This is a genomic window from Bacillus cereus group sp. BfR-BA-01379 (assembly GCF_022663605.1).
In the GTDB taxonomy this organism is placed as follows: domain Bacteria; phylum Bacillota; class Bacilli; order Bacillales; family Bacillaceae_G; genus Bacillus_A; species Bacillus_A mobilis.
Map to the genome: position 1 here is coordinate 85,587 of NZ_JAKUFT010000008.1, position 16,047 is coordinate 101,633.

The window sequence follows — 16,047 nt, forward strand, 5'->3', positions numbered from 1 at the left end:
GATGGAGACAAAAAGGGTATTTAAGTTTTTTACGGCATGGAATTTAGAAAAAGAAGAAGCTTTTTTACGTAAGATGCATCAACAAGGTTGGGCATTACAAAAATACAATTTAATGTATACGTTTAAGAAAACTGAGCCAAAAGATGTAATATATAAAGCTGATTTTAGATTGGCTTATAGAGATTCGAAAGAACAACGACAAGAGTATTTCGAAATATACGAAATGTCAGGTTGGAAATGCGTAACAAGTTTCACAAGCTGGAATTATTTTTGTAAAGAAGTAGAAGAAGTAAATGAATTGCCGGATATTTACTCAGAAAAAGAGACGAGGATACAAAAACTAAATGAGTTATTAGTATTCTTTGTTATTATGTTAGCAACTATATTACCATCAATGTACAATCTTTTTATAAGCCCGATGGAATCAAGAGTGCCAATTTGGGCGAAAGTTATGACAGGTCTTACAAGTTGTATGTGGATATACTTCTTTATAAGACTCACTTGGAAAATTAAGAAATTAAAAAGTGAAATATTATAATAAAAAGTAAAGTTAAAAAGAAGTTGATTTTGTAGGGAGAATATAGAATATCGGAATCAACTTCTTTTGTCTCTATATTATTGTGTTTTTGTTCACTCTTTTTTACATATTAAAAATTTATATAAAGGCGCAAAATTAACTATTATGAAGAACCACACCCGGAAAAATAAATGAAGTGAAAACGATTCATATCGAAAATCAAAAAATAAAAGATGACTAAAAAGCGTGGGGTGTAACTTATAATAAGGAAGAAAAACATTTTTGATTAACATATTAAATGGAAAACCCCCTATAAAAATTCCATAGGGGGGATTAAAAATGTTTAAGAAAAAGATTGATTTTGCGCAGGTTTAATAAATTGCTCCGGGTTTTCAACAAGTCCGCATACAGCGCATTGGACGCGGTAAGTTGGTCCTTGATAGGCCATATGAAAAGCGTTCATCGTTTCATTTGTGTATTCTTCTTCTACTTGACCAGTTTGTGGATTTAACTTGACTGGTTTTACTTGTTGTTCAAGAATATTAAAGCGAGTACGGTTCGTTTTACAGCTTGGACATAGCATTGGTTCCATATGTATACACCTCCATTTGTAGCATTTCTGTAACTCATCAATTTTATGCAAGCAAAAAAACTTTCTCAATATAAATGAGTGTTTAAAGTATTCAAAATTCAGAAAAAATAAAATATAATAAGGGTACGAACTGGTTATGTCCAAACCAAATCTCCTGTTTTATGCCAATAAGCTGGGGGGCCGAGAAATCGGCCTCATTTTTTTGTGCTTATTACTATAGGAAACAAGGTTTTTATGAGACTTTTGTCGAAATTTTAGGGATGGATATAAAGGGGGATATAAAATGAATTTAAAAATGAAGTACATTATTTTATATGTAGAAAAGTTTGAAGAATGTGTAAGATTTTATAAAGATATTTTACAGTTACCTATAAAAGCAGAGCATGGTACATATATTGAGTTTAATACTGGTTCTACAATTTTAGCGATGAATACGAGGCAAGATGTGAAAGAATTAACAGGACTACCACTTACAGAAGGAGAGTTACAATCTTCTCATTTTGAATTGGGATTCGTTGTTGATCATGTACAAGAAACAATCGAACAATTTAGAGAGCAAGGAATTAAGATTTTAGTTGAACCAATTGTGAAACCATGGGGACAAACAATTGCATACATTGCCGATCCAGATGGGAATTATATTGAAATTTGCAGTTCATTAGAATAGAAGGAGAAAACGAGATGGGGTTTCCGAAACTAGAAACAGAACGTTTAGTATTAAGAGAACTAACGCTGTTAGATGCAGAAACGATGTTCCGTTATTTTTCAAAAGAATCTGTTATACGTTATTTCGGAATGGATTCATTCGAGAATATTGAGCAAGCGAAAACGACTATTCAAACGTTTAAAAATCGTTATGAAGAGGGAAGTGTATTTCGTTGGGGAATAGAGAAAAAAGGGACGGGCCAAATAATCGGAACGTGCGGATTTCATTTAATAAACAAACATCATAAGCGAGCTGAAATCGGTTATGAATTAGACGATACATATTGGGGACAAGGGTATGCAACGGAAGCGTTACAGGCAATTTTAACTTACGGATTTGAAACGCTGCAACTGATAAGAATTGCAGCTGTTGTATATGTAGAAAATAAAGCTTCTCAAAAATTATTAAGTAAAGCAGGGTTTCAAGAAGAAGGATTACTTCGAAAACATATGATTCAAAATGAAGTTGCTCATGATACGATTTTATATTCTTTATTAAAAGAAGAGTGGAAGAAATAATGAGTACAAATGAGCTTATAAATATAATGAAGAAACATAAAGAAAATAGGTTCATTCTAGGTATAGATGGTTTAAGTCGATCTGGTAAAACGACATTCGTTGCAAATTTAAAAGAAAATATGAAACAAGAAAGTATTCCGTTCCATATTTTTCATATTGATGATCATATAGTAGAACGTAATAAACGGTATCATACTGGATATGAAGAATGGTATGAGTATTATTATTTACAATGGGATATTGAGTGGCTTCGGCAGAAGTTTTTTCAAAAGTTACAAACTGAAACAAAGCTGACATTACCGTTCTATTATGATGAGACAGACTTAAGTGAAATGAAAAAAGTACAGATCCCTATAGTAGGTGTAATTGTAATGGAAGGTGTTTTTTTACAGCGAAAAGAATGGAGAGATTTCTTTCATTATATGGTGTACTTGGATTGTCCAAGAGAGACAAGATTTCTGCGCGAGAGTGAGGAAACGCAGAAAAACCTTTCAAAGTTTGAGAATAGGTATTGGAAAGCAGAGGATTATTACTTAGAAACGGAATTGCCGAAGGACCGGGCGGATTTAGTCATAGAATGATTAGAAAATAGAAGGTGAACAGAATGAATATTTTATGGGATTTTGATGGGACGTTATTTGATACGTATCCTGCATATACAATGATGCTATCTGAAATATTAGGTGATAGTGTAGATAAACAAGAAATATACAAAAACTTAAAAATATCATACTCTCATGCAATTCAGTATTATAATATTTCATGCGAACAGGAAGAAAAGATTAAAATTTTGAAGGAGAAATTCACTCCAAAAGATATGAAACCTTTTGCAGGTGTCGAAGAGGTTTTGAAATATGCGGATAAAAATGTGATTATGACCCATAAACATAGGGCGGGGGTTATGGAAATTTTAGAATATTACGGCTGGGAGAAATACTTCGTAGACATGGTTACAATTGACGATGGGTTCCCTCGAAAACCGAACGCTTTATCGTATGATCATTTGCATAAAAAGCACAGTATTGATTTAGCTATTGGTGATAGAGAATTAGATTTATTACCTGCAAAAGAATTAGGTATTTCAACATGTATGTTCCAAGGGAATTGTGATGTAGCGGATTATTCTTTATCGCATTACTCAGAATTTTTTAAGGTAGTAATTGATAGAGAGGTTATTTTATAAATCAATTAAATAAAACCTCTACTTTTTGCTTGAAAGTAGAGGTTATTTCCTATGCTTTATAAAAGCGATAGAAAATTAATACTTTCTAGTACTTAGGAGGAGATTGGTATAATGATTTGAATTATATAGTTATAGATAAATCTATAAATAAAAAGATTTTTATAAAGCGAGTGATCACATGAGTATTTTCATTTTAGAAGATGATGTCATACAAGCGCAGCAAATGAAGCGGCTAGTTGAAGAGATTTGTGAGGAGTATATGTTGCCTTTTGATTTTATAGAGGTAACTAGTAAAAGTGAAAACATCATTACTAACATTCCTAAGGCGACGTATATCCCAATCTATTTTTTGGATATAGAGATAAAAAGAGAAGAGCGTAAAGGGTTCCAAGTGGCACAAGAGATACGAAAGTATGATACGCAAGGAATTATTGTGTTTGTAACGACGCATTCTGAATTTGCACCTATTTCGTATCAATACATGGTATCAGCTTTAACATTTATTGATAAAGGGTTGCCATATGAAGAGAGGCGTAACGTTTTTGAACAATGTTTACTCCAATATGAAGCGCGTAATAAGCATATCATTCCGTCCGATGACTTTATCGTTGAAAACAGTAATGCGACTGTGCGGGTTCCTTTTCATGAAATTGAATATGTTATGACCGATGAACCACACCGTTTAGCGTTAGTGACGTTAGATCGTATCGTTTATTTTTATGGAACATTAAAGGAGATTGAAATAATAGATGAACGTTTATTTCGCTGTCATCAATCATATATCGTGAATACGAAGCAATTGTCTTTTTACGATGCGAAGCAAAAAATGGTAGTTTTAAAAAGCGGGAAACGTATTCCGGTATCACGTCGTTTAGTGAGTAAAGTACGAAACATGTTAAAGGGTGAGATGTAATGTATATTTATGATTTATTTGCAATACTGCTTACTAGTATAAGCCATACGTTTTTATACATTCAATTAATCCGGTACAATAGATTGTCATATAGAATGTTAATAGCTTTAAGTGCGGTATTCATTATTTTACTTGCTATTGTCGTAACAGTAACGAGATATCCAGAATTGAATAGTACCATTGTGTTGTTTCTAATAAGTTTAGGATTAATGCAAAATGAATTGAAATTTAAGCATAATGTATATTTTGCACTAGTGAGTATGGTGATAATAACGTTAGTGAAAATGTTGCTATTTGATTTAGGAATGAAAATCTTTATGTTAACGCCATTCAATTTATATTTATGGACAGATAGCTTGATTCATCTTACCGTATCGACACTTACTTTTATCGGTATTTTTGTAGCTCGCAAAAGAATCCAAAAAATTGCTCGATATATAGTAGGTAGTCCGCTATACTATGTAACTTATATATTATTAATTGCCGGATTTATTATTGAACTAATCTTAACTCAGCCATCTTCTGCGTTATTAGCACAATTAAATCAAAAATACAGTGAAGTAAGTTATATTTCAGCGATTATTATATTTTTATTATTACTAATCATTGTGTTAATAAGCTCACACTTATCGAAAGAAAAGTTACAAGAAGAACACGAGAAACGTTTAGATAAAGAGTTATTAGATTATGTGGAGAAATTAGAGGATATGCACGATGAGCTTGCTAGTTTCCGTCATGATTATATGAATGTATTACTATCGTTAGAGGAGGGCATACGTACAAAAAATGTGAAAGAAATTGAGCAAGTATACTATGACGTGATAGCTCCTACATTAAAAACAATAAATGATAATGAACTTGATATTGCGAAATTATCTCGTATACATATTCCTGAAGTGAGAAGTGTATTAAGGGCGAAAGTTAGCACTGCCCAGCACCAACAAATAAAAGTAATGCTCGATATACCAGAGAACATTGAAAGTGTTTCGATGACGATCATTTCATTTATTCGCATCATTTCAGTTTTAGTAGACAATGCAATTGAAGAAGCAGTACATAGTGAGGAAAAGATGTTGCAAATCGCATTCTTTGAAATGGATTCACGACAATATTTTATCGCGCGTAATAGTTCAAAGAGTGAAGCGATTGATTTGCAAAAAATTTATGAGAAAAACCATTCAAGTAAAGACGGAGCTCGAGGATACGGGTTATTTTCGTTAAAACGGATTATGAATAAAACAAATAACGCGACGTTAGAGACAACTTATGTAAGTCCTTATTTCACACAAACATTCATATTAAAAGAGATGAAATGACCATCTATGATGAAATTGAAACCGAATATGAAAGAACTATATACTTCCTTTACTCGTTTTTATACACTTCAAGTAAGAGGTGAAGCGAGATGAATGGTCTTATTTTTACAACAATGATTAGCTTTGGTTTACCGCTTGTAGCACTTTTATATGCTTTTTGGAAGAAACGCTATATTCCATATATGTTAGGTATATTGGCTTTTGTTGTATCACAAATATTGATCCGCATACCAATACTGAATTATGTAAGTGGAACTAGCACAAATTTTCAAATGTTTTCTATTATGCAGCCTGTACTATTTGTACTTTTGCTTAGTTTATCAGCTGGAATTTTTGAAGAGATAGCTCGTTTTATTGCAATGCGTTATTTTATGAAGCAACGAGATTGGCATTCTGGTTTTTTATTTGGAGCAGGGCATGGTGGTATTGAGGCAGTGTTGATAGTTGGAGTTCCGGTAATATCTCTATTATTGTCACAAACATTCATTCAAAATGGTGACAGTTACTATTTCGGCGGTATGGAGCGTATCGTCGCGATGGTATTGCATATTGGACTGTCCATCATTGTATTGCAAGCTGTCGTCCAAAAGAAATTCCGTTATGTTGTATATGCAATTCTCATCCATGGGACCGCAAATGCATTAGCTGGCATTATATCTCTATATGTACCAGGGAAAAACGGGATCATTATGTCAGAAGTTTCAATAGCAATTTGTGCTTTACTCGTTTTTAGTTATAGTTTTATTTTAAAAAGAAAGGGTGTATGAAAATGAGAAGAATGTTACTTATTATTATAAGTGCTATCGCGGCGTTCGCGCTTGCAGCATGTACCGGTAATAAAGTAAATGAAAGTACATCAAAAAACTTTATTCCGAAGGCGGAAGAAATTGTATCATTTTTAAATGAAGCAAAGTATAAAGAAGTACATGAAAAATTTGATAATAAAATGAAATCAGCCTTATCAGAAGAGCAAATGAAAGAACTTACTCCTATAATTGAAAAAGCTGGTACATTCGAAAAAATTGAGAAAAAATCGATTGAAGAAAAAGATGGTTTATATACTGTTATTCTTGTAGCAAAGTATAGTAAAGAACAACGTACTTTTATCGTAACTTATAACGATAAAGAAGAAATAGCTGGGTTAGTAATTAGGTAGAAGTGTAATGGCAGATAAGGTGGTTGTGTCCACTTTATCTGTATTTTTGTTTTAACCAAATTATGGTTATTCATGCTAATATAAACACATAGCTATAGAGAAGGGGTGTGTTAGTATGAAAACTGAAATAGTTCCTAAAAAGAAGTACAGTATAATAAGCTACATATCTTTACTCATCGGCGTTTTCTGTTTTCTGTTCGTTTTTATAACACCGACAAGGATAGCCAATGCAGGTAATATAGTGGGGGATTATATTACAGTTGCAGGTATCATACTTTCTGTCATTACGATGACGAAAAAAAACGAGAAGAAGGGAATTGCTATTCTTTCATTCATACTGTCCTTATCATTCTTTATATTTTGGATCATCGCGATTATTTTAGTTTTGACTGGTCGAGTTAGTTTTGCGCCATAACGCCGAATAAAAAGAGTCCTTCATACGAGAAGGACTCTTTTTATTCGTTGTCTTCCAGTTGATATTCTAAAATATCCCCTGGTTGGCATTCTAACGCTTTACAAATAGCATCTAAAGTTGTAATTCTAATTGCTTTTGCTTTTCCATTTTTTAATATAGAAAGGTTAGCCATTGTAATTCCAACCTTCTCTGAAAGTTCAGTTACACTCATTTTTCTTTTCGCTAACATTACATCAATATTAATTATTATTGCCATGTTATTCACCTCAGACCGTTAAATCATTTTCTGATTTTATATCTATCGCATCTTTTAAAAGTCTTTGGAGAACGGCAGCAAAGACTGCGATAACCATTGAAGCAAAGATAAGGATCATGCCAATTATAATAATACCTGGCGCATCATCTCTCTCTGCTACAAGATAGCAGAGTGGCATACCTAATACATACAATACACCAATTGTAACAGCACATTGTTTTATCTTTTTTAAAGCTCTAACTGATAATTTAGAGAAGGCGTTCCCCTTGTCAATGTAACTTACAAGTTTAAAGGCTTGATAAAGAGCTAAGTAAAAAGGAATCACCGTTGCATATAGATTAATTAAAACAAGATATTTTATATATGCAATATCCGGGTACAATTCCGCTGCGTAATTCCCGATATTAGGAATTAAAAATATACATAAAGCAAAAACAGGAATACCGATAAGGATGATTGCTGTCTTTAAAAAGAGTGTTGATCCTTGTTTCATATAAAGCACCTCATTTTTAAATTATCTCTTTAATTTAACATGAAATTTATCGTTTAACAATAAATTCTTATTTATTTTAATCAGATTTTTATTGATAAATAAATTTTTTGGGAAGAGAATGATAAGACGTTTTTATAAAATAGGTGTGGCCTCTAGTTATTTGAAAATAAAAAGCTATGATATGTACCGTTGCTTTATTAATAAAAGAAAGTGAATAATGATTGTTAGCTTCATGAAAATTGGGGACTAATAAAACATATATAAATGAATGTAAAACATACGGAGGAACAACAATGTCGAAATTGGGTTTACTGATGAAGAAGATACTGTTAGTAGGAACAATCACACTAAGTATGTTATGTACGGAAAGCATGATGAATTATTACTCGGTGGAAGCGAAAGTGAAAAAAGTAGAACGTCAACCAAAAAATATCATTATAATGGTTATGGACGGAACGAGTTCTTCAGCAACGACATTAGCTCGCTTGTATAAAGGGAAACCACTTGCATTAGATGAAATGGTAACAGGAGGAGTTCGTACATATTCGGCGGAATCAGCAATAACAGACTCAGCCCCAGCAGCTACAGCTTTAGCGACGGGGAATAAATCGAATTCAGGATATGTAGGTGTATTACCTTCTATTGTAAGTTCACCTGGCTTAAAACCAATAAAAGAAGAGGACAAGTTACGGCCAGTTGCCAATGTTTTAGAAGGTGCTAAACGTACTGGTCGCGTAACTGGAATTGTTGCTACAGCTGAAATTCAGCATGCTACTCCGGCCGGGTTCTCTGCTCACCATGTCAACCGCAAGCATTTTGACGTAATTGCGGAGCAACAAGTATATCAAAATATAGATGTCGTATTAGGCGGGGGAAAAGCGGCACTGCTACCTATAAAAAGAAAAGATGGTGAAGATTTAGTAAAGGTGATTCAAGACAAAGGGTACGACTTTGTTGAAACGAAAAATGCATTATTGAACTCTAAATCTAAGAAGATTTGGGGCTCTTTTTCACATCATGCTTTAGCATTTGATATGGATCGTGAAGCAACAAATCCAGAGCAACCGACACTTTCTCAAATGACGGAAAAAGCAATTCAAACGTTATCAAAAGATAAAGATGGTTTCTTTTTATTTGTCGAAGGAAGTAAGCCAGATTGGGCAGCTCATGTGAATGATCCAATTGGGTTGATTAGTGATGTATTGGCATTTGATAAAGCGGTAGCAAAAGCATTACAATTTGCAAAAAATGATGGGAATACACTGCTCATCGCTTTAACTGACCATGGTAACAGCGGTATTTCTATTGGGAATAGGAATACGACAAAAGGTTATAATACTACGCCGGTCTCTGCATACATTGATCCATTAAAAAAAGCGAAAATGACACTTGAAGGGGTAACCCCAAAAATAAATAATGCTTTATCGAATATAGTAGAAGTTGCTTCACTTTACGGTTTAAATAACTTAACTAAAGTTGAAAAAGAAAAATTAAAAGTTGTACAAAAGAAATCGGATATTGGTCCAATACTTACTACATTACTAGCTAACCGTGCAAATATTGGCTTCACAACAGGAGGGCATACAGGTGAGGATGTGTTTTTATATTCTTACGGTCCTCAAAAGCCATATGGTTTGATCCAAAACACAGACATTGCGAAGATGATGGCGAAAGCAATGGGCTTTAACTTAGAAGAAGTAACAAACAAATTATTTGTAGAGAGTGAATCAGCCTTTAAACAAAACGGTGCAACTGTAACAATAGACAAAACGGATGCAGAAAACCGGGTGCTCATAGTAAAACGTAATCATGTAAAAGCTCAATTATTTGTAAATAAAAATATAATTCGTATTAAGAATACAGAATATGAATTAGGTAGTGTAGTTGTAGAAAGTAATGGCAAGTTCTATGTACCAGAAGAAGCAATCCATTTAATCATAAAGCATTCCCGTTAGAAAAATGCCAATTCCTTAGCTAGCGCTTAGAAATTGGCATTTTTGTGTAGCTGAAATTTCATTTGAAAACAAGAGTAAAGAGAATTACAATTTCTAAAATGGACTTCTTGTAAATTTATTTATTATAAGTTTTTCACCCTAAAAAATATTTCTCAACATTTTTGTCCTTTAAAAAGATTGAATATTCGTATTATAACGAATATTATGTTCCTATCGGCAAAAAAAACGATAATTTGCAGACACTGGGGAGGAAGAGCATTGAAAAAGAATAAGAAGTTAAAACCATTATCAGTTTTAGCAACAGCGGCAGTGCTAAGTAGTACGTTTGCATTTGGAAGTCATGCAGCGTATGCTGATACGCCACCATCTCTACCAATTGATGACCATTTAATACCAGAGGAGCGTTTGGCAGAAGCGCTGAAACAAAGGGGAGTAATTGATCAATCTGCATCACAAGCTGAGACATCAAAGGCTGTCGAAAATTATGTTGAGAAAAAGAAAGGCGAAAATCCTGGAAAAGAAATCATGACAGGAGATAACCTTACGCAAGAAGCTTCAGATTTTATGAAAAAAGTAAAAGATGCAAAAATGAAGGAAAATGAACAGGCGCAGCAGCCCGAAGTTGGACCAGTAGCTGGACAAGCTGCAGGATTGAACCCTGGAAAATTAAATGGAAAAGTACCGACTACACCAGCGAAGCAAGCTGAGTACAATGGAGCTGTTCGAAAAGATAAAGTACTTGTTTTACTCGTAGAATTTAGTGATTTTAAGCATAATAATATTGATCAAGAACCAGGGTATATGTATTCTAAGGACTTTAATCGAGAGCATTATCAAAAAATGTTATTTGGAGATGAGCCATTTACATTATTTGATGGATCGAAGATTAATACATTTAAACAGTATTATGAAGAACAATCTGGCGGTAGCTACACAGTGGATGGAACTGTAACAGAATGGCTTACTGTTCCAGGAAAAGCGTCAGATTATGGTGCGGATGCGGGAACTGGTCATGATAACAAAGGTCCTTTAGGGCCACGTGATTTTGTGAAAGAGGCATTAAAAGCAGCTGTAGCAAAAGGTATCAATTTAGCAGATTATGACCAATTTGATCAATACGATCAAGATGGTGATGGAAATAAAAATGAGCCAGATGGGATTATTGACCATTTAATGGTTGTACATGCGGGCGTGGGTCAAGAAGCTGGCGGTGGTAAATTAAAAGATGATGCGATTTGGTCTCATCGTTCAAAACTAGGCTCAAAACCATATGCGATTGATGGTACGAAATCTTCTGTTTCGAACTGGGGCGGCAAGATGGCGGCATACGATTATACAATTGAGCCTGAAGATGGAGCAGTTGGTGTGTTTGCGCATGAGTACGGTCATGATTTAGGATTACCGGATGAATATGATACAAAGTACTCTGGACAAGGTGAACCTGTTGAATCATGGTCTATTATGAGTGGTGGTAGCTGGGCTGGAAAAATTGCAGGAACAGAGCCAACAAGTTTCTCTCCACAAAATAAAGAATTTTTCCAAAAGAATATGCAGGGTAACTGGGCGAATATCGTTGAGGTAGATTACGATAAACTGCGCACAGGAATCGGTACTGCAACATATTTAGATCAAAGTGTTACAAAATCAAAACGACCAGGAATCATTCGAGTTAACTTACCAGACAAAGATATAAAAAATATCGAATCGGCATTTGGTAAGAAGTTTTATTACAGCACAAAAGGAAATGACATTCATACAACACTTGAGACACCGGTATTTGACTTAACGACTGCAAAAGACGCTAAGTTTGATTATAAGGCATTTTATGAACTGGAAGCGAAGTATGATTTCCTTGACGTAAATGCAATCGCAGAAGATGGAACGAAGACGCGAATTGATAGAATGGGCGAAAAAGATGTAAAAGCCGGCGTAGATACAACGGATGGTAAGTGGGTTGATAAATCATACGATTTAAGTCAATTCAAAGGAAAGAAAGTAAAACTACAATTTGAGTATGTAACAGATATTGCAGTAGCTTATAAAGGATTTGCGTTAGACAATGCAGCATTAACTGTAGATGGCAAAGTTGTATTCTCTGATGATGCAGAAGGCCAGCCAGCAATGACGCTAAAAGGATTTACTGTGTCAAACGGATTTGAACAGAAAAAAAATAACTACTATATTGAGTGGCGAAATTATGCTGGATCTGACACGGCGTTACAACATGCACGTGGTCCAGTATTTAATACAGGAATGGTTGTTTGGTATGCGGATCAAAGCTTTACAGATAACTGGGTAGGCGTTCATCCAGGCGAAGGATTCCTTGGGGTAGTAGATTCTCATCCAGAGGCAATCGTAGGAACATTAAACGGACAACCAACTGTGAAGAGCAGTACGCGTTATCAAATTGCCGACGCGGCATTCTCATTTGATCAAACGCCAGCATGGAGAGTAGATTCGCCAACTCGCGGTATCTTTGATTATAAAGGATTACCAGGAGTTGCGAAATTTGATGATTCTAAGCAATACATCAATAGCGTTATTCCAGATGCTGGACGTAAGTTGCCGAAACTAGGATTGAAGTTTGAAGTAGTCGGTCAAGCTGATGACAAGTCTGCAGGTGCAGTTTGGATCCATCGCTAAAATAAAATGAAAAGGAGCTGCCATAAGTCGGTGAAACCTGACTTATGGCAGCTCTTTTCTTCTTGTGAGAAAGAAATTGCTACAGAAATACAAATTGAAAAATCATTTGCCAATTAAAGGGATAAAAAGATGTGCAAAAGTGAAAAAGTTCTCTGTTTTTATATATATTTATTGGAAAAAATATAAGCTTCTTTCATAAATGAAATGCTTTATTTTCCTGATTATATAAGCTATTTTGGACGTAAGTAAATTGTAAGTAATGTGTAAGAAAAAAGAGATTTTTATAATATATAATATTTATTACATCTACTTTTAACACCTGATACTAATAGTATGCTATAATGTGAATTAGCAACATAAAGGAAAGGAATTAGACCAATGACATTAGAAAATACTAAAAATTTAAAAAAACAAGTTGCTCCTTATGAAAAATCAACGATTAAAAAAAGTGTGTGGCAACTTTTTAACACAATCGTACCATTCATTATTTTATGGTACCTTGCTTATAAAAGTTTGTCCGTTTCTTATTTGTTATCAGTAGTTCCATCTCTGTTAGCCGCTGGTTTTATGACACGAATTTTCATTATTTTTCATGATTGTACTCACTATTCATTCTTTAAAAGCCGTCGTACAAATAGAATAGTAGGAACATGCATGGGTGTTTTAACTTTATTCCCATTTGATCAATGGGGGCATGAACATTCTATTCATCACGCTACAAGTGGTAATTTGGATAAGCGAGGTACAGGAGATATTTGGACGCTTACTGTGGATGAATATGCAGCTGCGCCATTTAGACTTCGTTTAGCATATCGCTTATATCGCAATCCATTCGTTATGTTTGGATTAGGGCCGATTTATGTTTTCTTGCTTAAAAATAGATTTAACCGAAAAGGTGCTAGACAGAAAGAACGTATGAATACTTATTTGACGAATATTATAATCGTTGCTTTAGTCGCTATTCTTTGCTGGGCAATTGGATGGCAATCGTTCCTGCTAGTACATGGTACAATATTCTTAATAGCAGGTTCAGTAGGGATTTGGCTGTTTTACGTACAGCACACATTTGAGGATTCTTATTTTGAAGAAGATAAAGATTGGGAATATGTGAAAGCGGCAGTGGAAGGAAGTTCATTTTATAAACTTCCAAAAATCTTACAATTCCTAACTGGTAATATTGGATTCCATCATGTGCACCATTTAAGTCCAAGAGTGCCTAACTATAAACTAGAAGAGGCGCACAATAATACGCTTCCGTTAAAAAATGTACCAACGATTACACTTGCTACAAGCTTGCGTTCACTTCGCTTCCGACTATGGGATGAGAAAAGTAACAATTTTGTTAGCTTTAAAGAATTCAAAAATATAATTAAAAACAATGTTTCTGTTCGAGTGAAATCTGAACTATAATTTTTTGCCTATATTAAACTCCCCTTAATCGTTTTCGATGTAAGGGGAGTTTTTGTTTATATAATATATGGACTATATTGAGGAGGGGAAAGCTCATGTGTAGGTATAAATTAAAAGGGACAGTAATTATATTATGTAAACAATAAAAATCATAATCATTTTTTATTATTGTGAAGGACATCGTATATATATAATGGAAAGCAGTAGGTGGATGATAGTAATTATAAGAACAGAAACAACGTAATAAAATAATTCTTTCAAAAGGAAGGGGAAATGAAAGATGTTGAAATTACAAGGGAAATACAATGAAGCGAAAGTATTTACGAATAACGTTGATGAGACTGCGACTGGGCAGATTATTGATCTTTGTAACCAAGAATTCGTAAAGGATAGTCAAATTCGTATTATGCCAGATACACATGCAGGAGCAGGTTGTACGATTGGGACAACAATGACAATACAAGATAAAATTGTTCCTAATCTTGTAGGGGTAGACATTGGGTGTGGGATGGAAGTTGCTGTGATTAATAAGAAAAAAGAAGAAATTAATTTCGATTGCTTAGACGAAACAATTCGTAAATTTGTTCCAAGTGGTTTTCGTATCCGAGATAAAGAACATCGATTCTCAAAAATGATCGATTTTGATAGTGTGAAGGCCCCATATACATTACAAAGAGCTCAAAAAAGTATAGGTACTCTTGGAGGTGGAAATCATTTCATTGAATTAAATGAAGATGAAAAAGGAAATGTATATATTGTCATTCATAGTGGTTCTCGTAATTTAGGTAAACAAATAGCAGAGTATTACCAAAACTTCGCATATGAACAACTAATTGATGTTACATCAATGAAAGATGAGATTATTAAGAGATTAACTGAAGAGGGTAGAGCAAAAGAAATACAAGAAACTTTACGTGGAATTCAGAAGCCTAAGATTCGTAAAGAACTAGCTTATTTAGAAGGGCAAGGATTCAAAGATTATATGAATGACATGAATATTGCTCAAAAGTATGCTGCGTTAAATCGTAAAGCAATGATTGATGAAATTGTTACGAAAATGGACTGGAAAATAACGGATCAATTTACTACAATACATAACTATATTGACATGGAAAATATGATTCTACGAAAAGGTGCTATTTCAGCTCAGAAAGATGAACGAGTCATTATTCCAATTAACATGAGAGACGGTTCAATTATTGCATTTGGTAAAGGTAATCCAGACTGGAACTTTTCTGGTCCGCATGGGGCAGGACGTATTATGAGTCGTAAGAAGGCTAAAGAATTATTGAGTCTAGAGGACTTCCAAAATACGATGACAGAGGTGTGGACTACATCGGTAGTAGAAAGCACAATTGATGAGGCACCAATGGTATATAAGCCAATGGATGAAATTATCGAAAATACGAAAGAAACAATAGATATAAAGCACATTATTAAGCCATTATATAATTTTAAAGCGAATTAAAATGATAAAAGACCGCACATAAGGTGAAAGCCATGTGCAGTCTTTTATCATTTCCCGATAGAAAACTCCCACCTCAAGGAATGGGTAGGACATGTTCCAATGAGTAGGTGGGAGCTGAATGACGGTTAGGCAACAGCCTAAAGGTTCTTCTTGGTGAAGAATCAGTATAAGGTACCGGTAACGTAATCAGTTCGTTCCTAGAGAAAGAAAATGTTATAGCTCAGAGAAATTTTTACATCTACGAAATTGTTTCATTTGTATTTTTTTGAAAGGGGCAGAGGACTTTCGACAAAAAAGAAGAAATAATACGTGATCAGTATTATTTGGTTATATCATGATATCGTTCCCATGTATATCATGAAAAAGATTGTAAACAAATAAAAAAGGAAGTGAGATGAAAAGCGGTGCTTATCCATAAAGCGTATCAGTTTCGGATCTATCCTAGTTTAGAACAAAAAATAGCTATTACGAAAACAATTGGTTGTTCACGATTTGTATTTAACTAC

At 34.1% G+C, this 16,047-nt stretch carries 18 protein-coding genes; 15 read left to right on the forward strand and 3 right to left on the reverse strand.

Features of this window, described 5'->3' with window-relative positions:
- The first annotated feature begins 1 nt into the window (after window position 1).
- Window positions 2-538: a DUF2812 domain-containing protein gene (locus MR113_RS05225; protein ID WP_098586347.1), complete on the forward strand. Its 537-nt coding sequence runs from the start codon at window positions 2-4 to the stop codon at window positions 536-538.
- Window positions 539-860: 322 nt separating this feature from the next.
- Here the strand turns inward: MR113_RS05225 and MR113_RS05230 are convergent, their stop codons facing one another.
- Window positions 861-1,109, reverse strand: a complete 249-nt coding sequence (locus MR113_RS05230; protein ID WP_000433610.1) for a hypothetical protein — start codon at window positions 1,107-1,109, stop codon at window positions 861-863.
- Window positions 1,110-1,392: 283 nt separating this feature from the next.
- Here MR113_RS05230 and MR113_RS05235 point away from each other — a divergent pair, with 283 nt between their 5' ends.
- From MR113_RS05235 to MR113_RS05275, 9 genes are all read left to right on the forward strand, one after another.
- Window positions 1,393-1,776: a VOC family protein gene (locus tag MR113_RS05235; protein ID WP_076538476.1), complete on the forward strand. Its 384-nt coding sequence runs from the start codon at window positions 1,393-1,395 to the stop codon at window positions 1,774-1,776.
- A 14-nt stretch (window positions 1,777-1,790) separates the two neighbouring features.
- The gene (locus tag MR113_RS05240; RefSeq protein WP_242251892.1) at window positions 1,791-2,333 is read left to right on the forward strand and encodes a GNAT family N-acetyltransferase; all 543 of its coding nucleotides are present in this window, start codon (window positions 1,791-1,793) and stop codon (window positions 2,331-2,333) included.
- A complete protein-coding gene (locus MR113_RS05245; protein WP_242251894.1) occupies window positions 2,333-2,914 on the forward strand; it encodes a kinase in 582 nt (193 codons plus the stop codon). The genes MR113_RS05240 and MR113_RS05245 overlap by 1 nt, the downstream gene beginning before the upstream one ends.
- Before the next feature lie 23 nt (window positions 2,915-2,937).
- A complete protein-coding gene (locus MR113_RS05250) occupies window positions 2,938-3,516 on the forward strand; it encodes an HAD-IA family hydrolase (RefSeq protein WP_242251895.1) in 579 nt (192 codons plus the stop codon).
- A 178-nt stretch (window positions 3,517-3,694) separates the two neighbouring features.
- Window positions 3,695-4,429, forward strand: a complete 735-nt coding sequence (locus tag MR113_RS05255) for a LytR/AlgR family response regulator transcription factor (protein WP_242251898.1) — start codon at window positions 3,695-3,697, stop codon at window positions 4,427-4,429.
- Window positions 4,429-5,745, forward strand: a complete 1,317-nt coding sequence (locus tag MR113_RS05260; protein WP_242251900.1) for a GHKL domain-containing protein — start codon at window positions 4,429-4,431, stop codon at window positions 5,743-5,745. Before MR113_RS05255 ends, MR113_RS05260 begins: the two co-directional genes overlap by 1 nt.
- An 89-nt stretch (window positions 5,746-5,834) precedes the next feature.
- Window positions 5,835-6,512, forward strand: coding sequence for a YhfC family glutamic-type intramembrane protease (locus tag MR113_RS05265; RefSeq protein WP_242251902.1), 678 nt, complete (start codon window positions 5,835-5,837; stop codon window positions 6,510-6,512).
- Between the two features lie 2 nt (window positions 6,513-6,514).
- Window positions 6,515-6,901 carry a DUF3887 domain-containing protein gene (locus tag MR113_RS05270; protein ID WP_242251904.1) on the forward strand — a complete coding sequence of 129 codons (387 nt, stop codon included), beginning with the start codon at window positions 6,515-6,517 and terminating at the stop codon, window positions 6,899-6,901.
- 115 nt (window positions 6,902-7,016) lie between these two features.
- Window positions 7,017-7,316, forward strand: coding sequence for a hypothetical protein (locus MR113_RS05275; RefSeq protein ID WP_242251906.1), 300 nt, complete (start codon window positions 7,017-7,019; stop codon window positions 7,314-7,316).
- Window positions 7,317-7,356: 40 nt separating this feature from the next.
- Here the strand turns inward: MR113_RS05275 and MR113_RS05280 are convergent, their stop codons facing one another.
- Window positions 7,357-7,572, reverse strand: a complete 216-nt coding sequence (locus MR113_RS05280) for a helix-turn-helix domain-containing protein (RefSeq protein WP_242251916.1) — start codon at window positions 7,570-7,572, stop codon at window positions 7,357-7,359.
- A gap of 10 nt (window positions 7,573-7,582) precedes the next feature.
- Window positions 7,583-8,065: a DUF2975 domain-containing protein gene (locus tag MR113_RS05285; RefSeq protein WP_242251918.1), complete on the reverse strand. Its 483-nt coding sequence runs from the start codon at window positions 8,063-8,065 to the stop codon at window positions 7,583-7,585.
- Between the two features lie 293 nt (window positions 8,066-8,358).
- On the opposite strand from MR113_RS05285, the gene MR113_RS05290 reads away from it, so the two are divergent.
- The 5 genes from MR113_RS05290 to MR113_RS05310 form a co-directional block, all read left to right on the forward strand.
- Window positions 8,359-10,020, forward strand: a complete 1,662-nt coding sequence (locus MR113_RS05290; protein ID WP_242251921.1) for an alkaline phosphatase — start codon at window positions 8,359-8,361, stop codon at window positions 10,018-10,020.
- A 258-nt stretch (window positions 10,021-10,278) separates the two neighbouring features.
- A complete protein-coding gene (locus MR113_RS05295; protein ID WP_242251923.1) occupies window positions 10,279-12,663 on the forward strand; it encodes an immune inhibitor A domain-containing protein in 2,385 nt (794 codons plus the stop codon).
- Window positions 12,664-13,041: 378 nt separating this feature from the next.
- Entirely contained in the window at window positions 13,042-14,073 is a 1,032-nt protein-coding gene (gene desA / locus MR113_RS05300; protein WP_132132655.1) for a Delta(5) desaturase DesA, read from the forward strand.
- A 280-nt stretch (window positions 14,074-14,353) separates the two neighbouring features.
- Window positions 14,354-15,541 carry an RtcB family protein gene (locus MR113_RS05305; RefSeq protein WP_242251925.1) on the forward strand — a complete coding sequence of 396 codons (1,188 nt, stop codon included), beginning with the start codon at window positions 14,354-14,356 and terminating at the stop codon, window positions 15,539-15,541.
- Between the two features lie 404 nt (window positions 15,542-15,945).
- Window positions 15,946-16,047: helix-turn-helix domain-containing protein (locus MR113_RS05310; protein WP_242251933.1), on the forward strand; the 102-nt coding region annotated here is incomplete at its 3' end.

Coding starts and splice junctions, on each gene's coding strand:
- MR113_RS05225 (WP_098586347.1), top strand. CDS start 2: ATGGAGACAAAAAGGGTATTTAAGTTTTTTACGGCATGGAATTTAGAA.
- MR113_RS05230 (WP_000433610.1), bottom strand. CDS start 1,109: ATGGAACCAATGCTATGTCCAAGCTGTAAAACGAACCGTACTCGCTTT.
- MR113_RS05235 (WP_076538476.1), top strand. CDS start 1,393: ATGAATTTAAAAATGAAGTACATTATTTTATATGTAGAAAAGTTTGAA.
- MR113_RS05240 (WP_242251892.1), top strand. CDS start 1,791: ATGGGGTTTCCGAAACTAGAAACAGAACGTTTAGTATTAAGAGAACTA.
- MR113_RS05245 (WP_242251894.1), top strand. CDS start 2,333: ATGAGTACAAATGAGCTTATAAATATAATGAAGAAACATAAAGAAAAT.
- MR113_RS05250 (WP_242251895.1), top strand. CDS start 2,938: ATGAATATTTTATGGGATTTTGATGGGACGTTATTTGATACGTATCCT.
- MR113_RS05255 (WP_242251898.1), top strand. CDS start 3,695: ATGAGTATTTTCATTTTAGAAGATGATGTCATACAAGCGCAGCAAATG.
- MR113_RS05260 (WP_242251900.1), top strand. CDS start 4,429: ATGTATATTTATGATTTATTTGCAATACTGCTTACTAGTATAAGCCAT.
- MR113_RS05265 (WP_242251902.1), top strand. CDS start 5,835: ATGAATGGTCTTATTTTTACAACAATGATTAGCTTTGGTTTACCGCTT.
- MR113_RS05270 (WP_242251904.1), top strand. CDS start 6,515: ATGAGAAGAATGTTACTTATTATTATAAGTGCTATCGCGGCGTTCGCG.
- MR113_RS05275 (WP_242251906.1), top strand. CDS start 7,017: ATGAAAACTGAAATAGTTCCTAAAAAGAAGTACAGTATAATAAGCTAC.
- MR113_RS05280 (WP_242251916.1), bottom strand. CDS start 7,572: ATGGCAATAATAATTAATATTGATGTAATGTTAGCGAAAAGAAAAATG.
- MR113_RS05285 (WP_242251918.1), bottom strand. CDS start 8,065: ATGAAACAAGGATCAACACTCTTTTTAAAGACAGCAATCATCCTTATC.
- MR113_RS05290 (WP_242251921.1), top strand. CDS start 8,359: ATGTCGAAATTGGGTTTACTGATGAAGAAGATACTGTTAGTAGGAACA.
- desA (WP_132132655.1), top strand. CDS start 13,042: ATGACATTAGAAAATACTAAAAATTTAAAAAAACAAGTTGCTCCTTAT.
- MR113_RS05305 (WP_242251925.1), top strand. CDS start 14,354: ATGTTGAAATTACAAGGGAAATACAATGAAGCGAAAGTATTTACGAAT.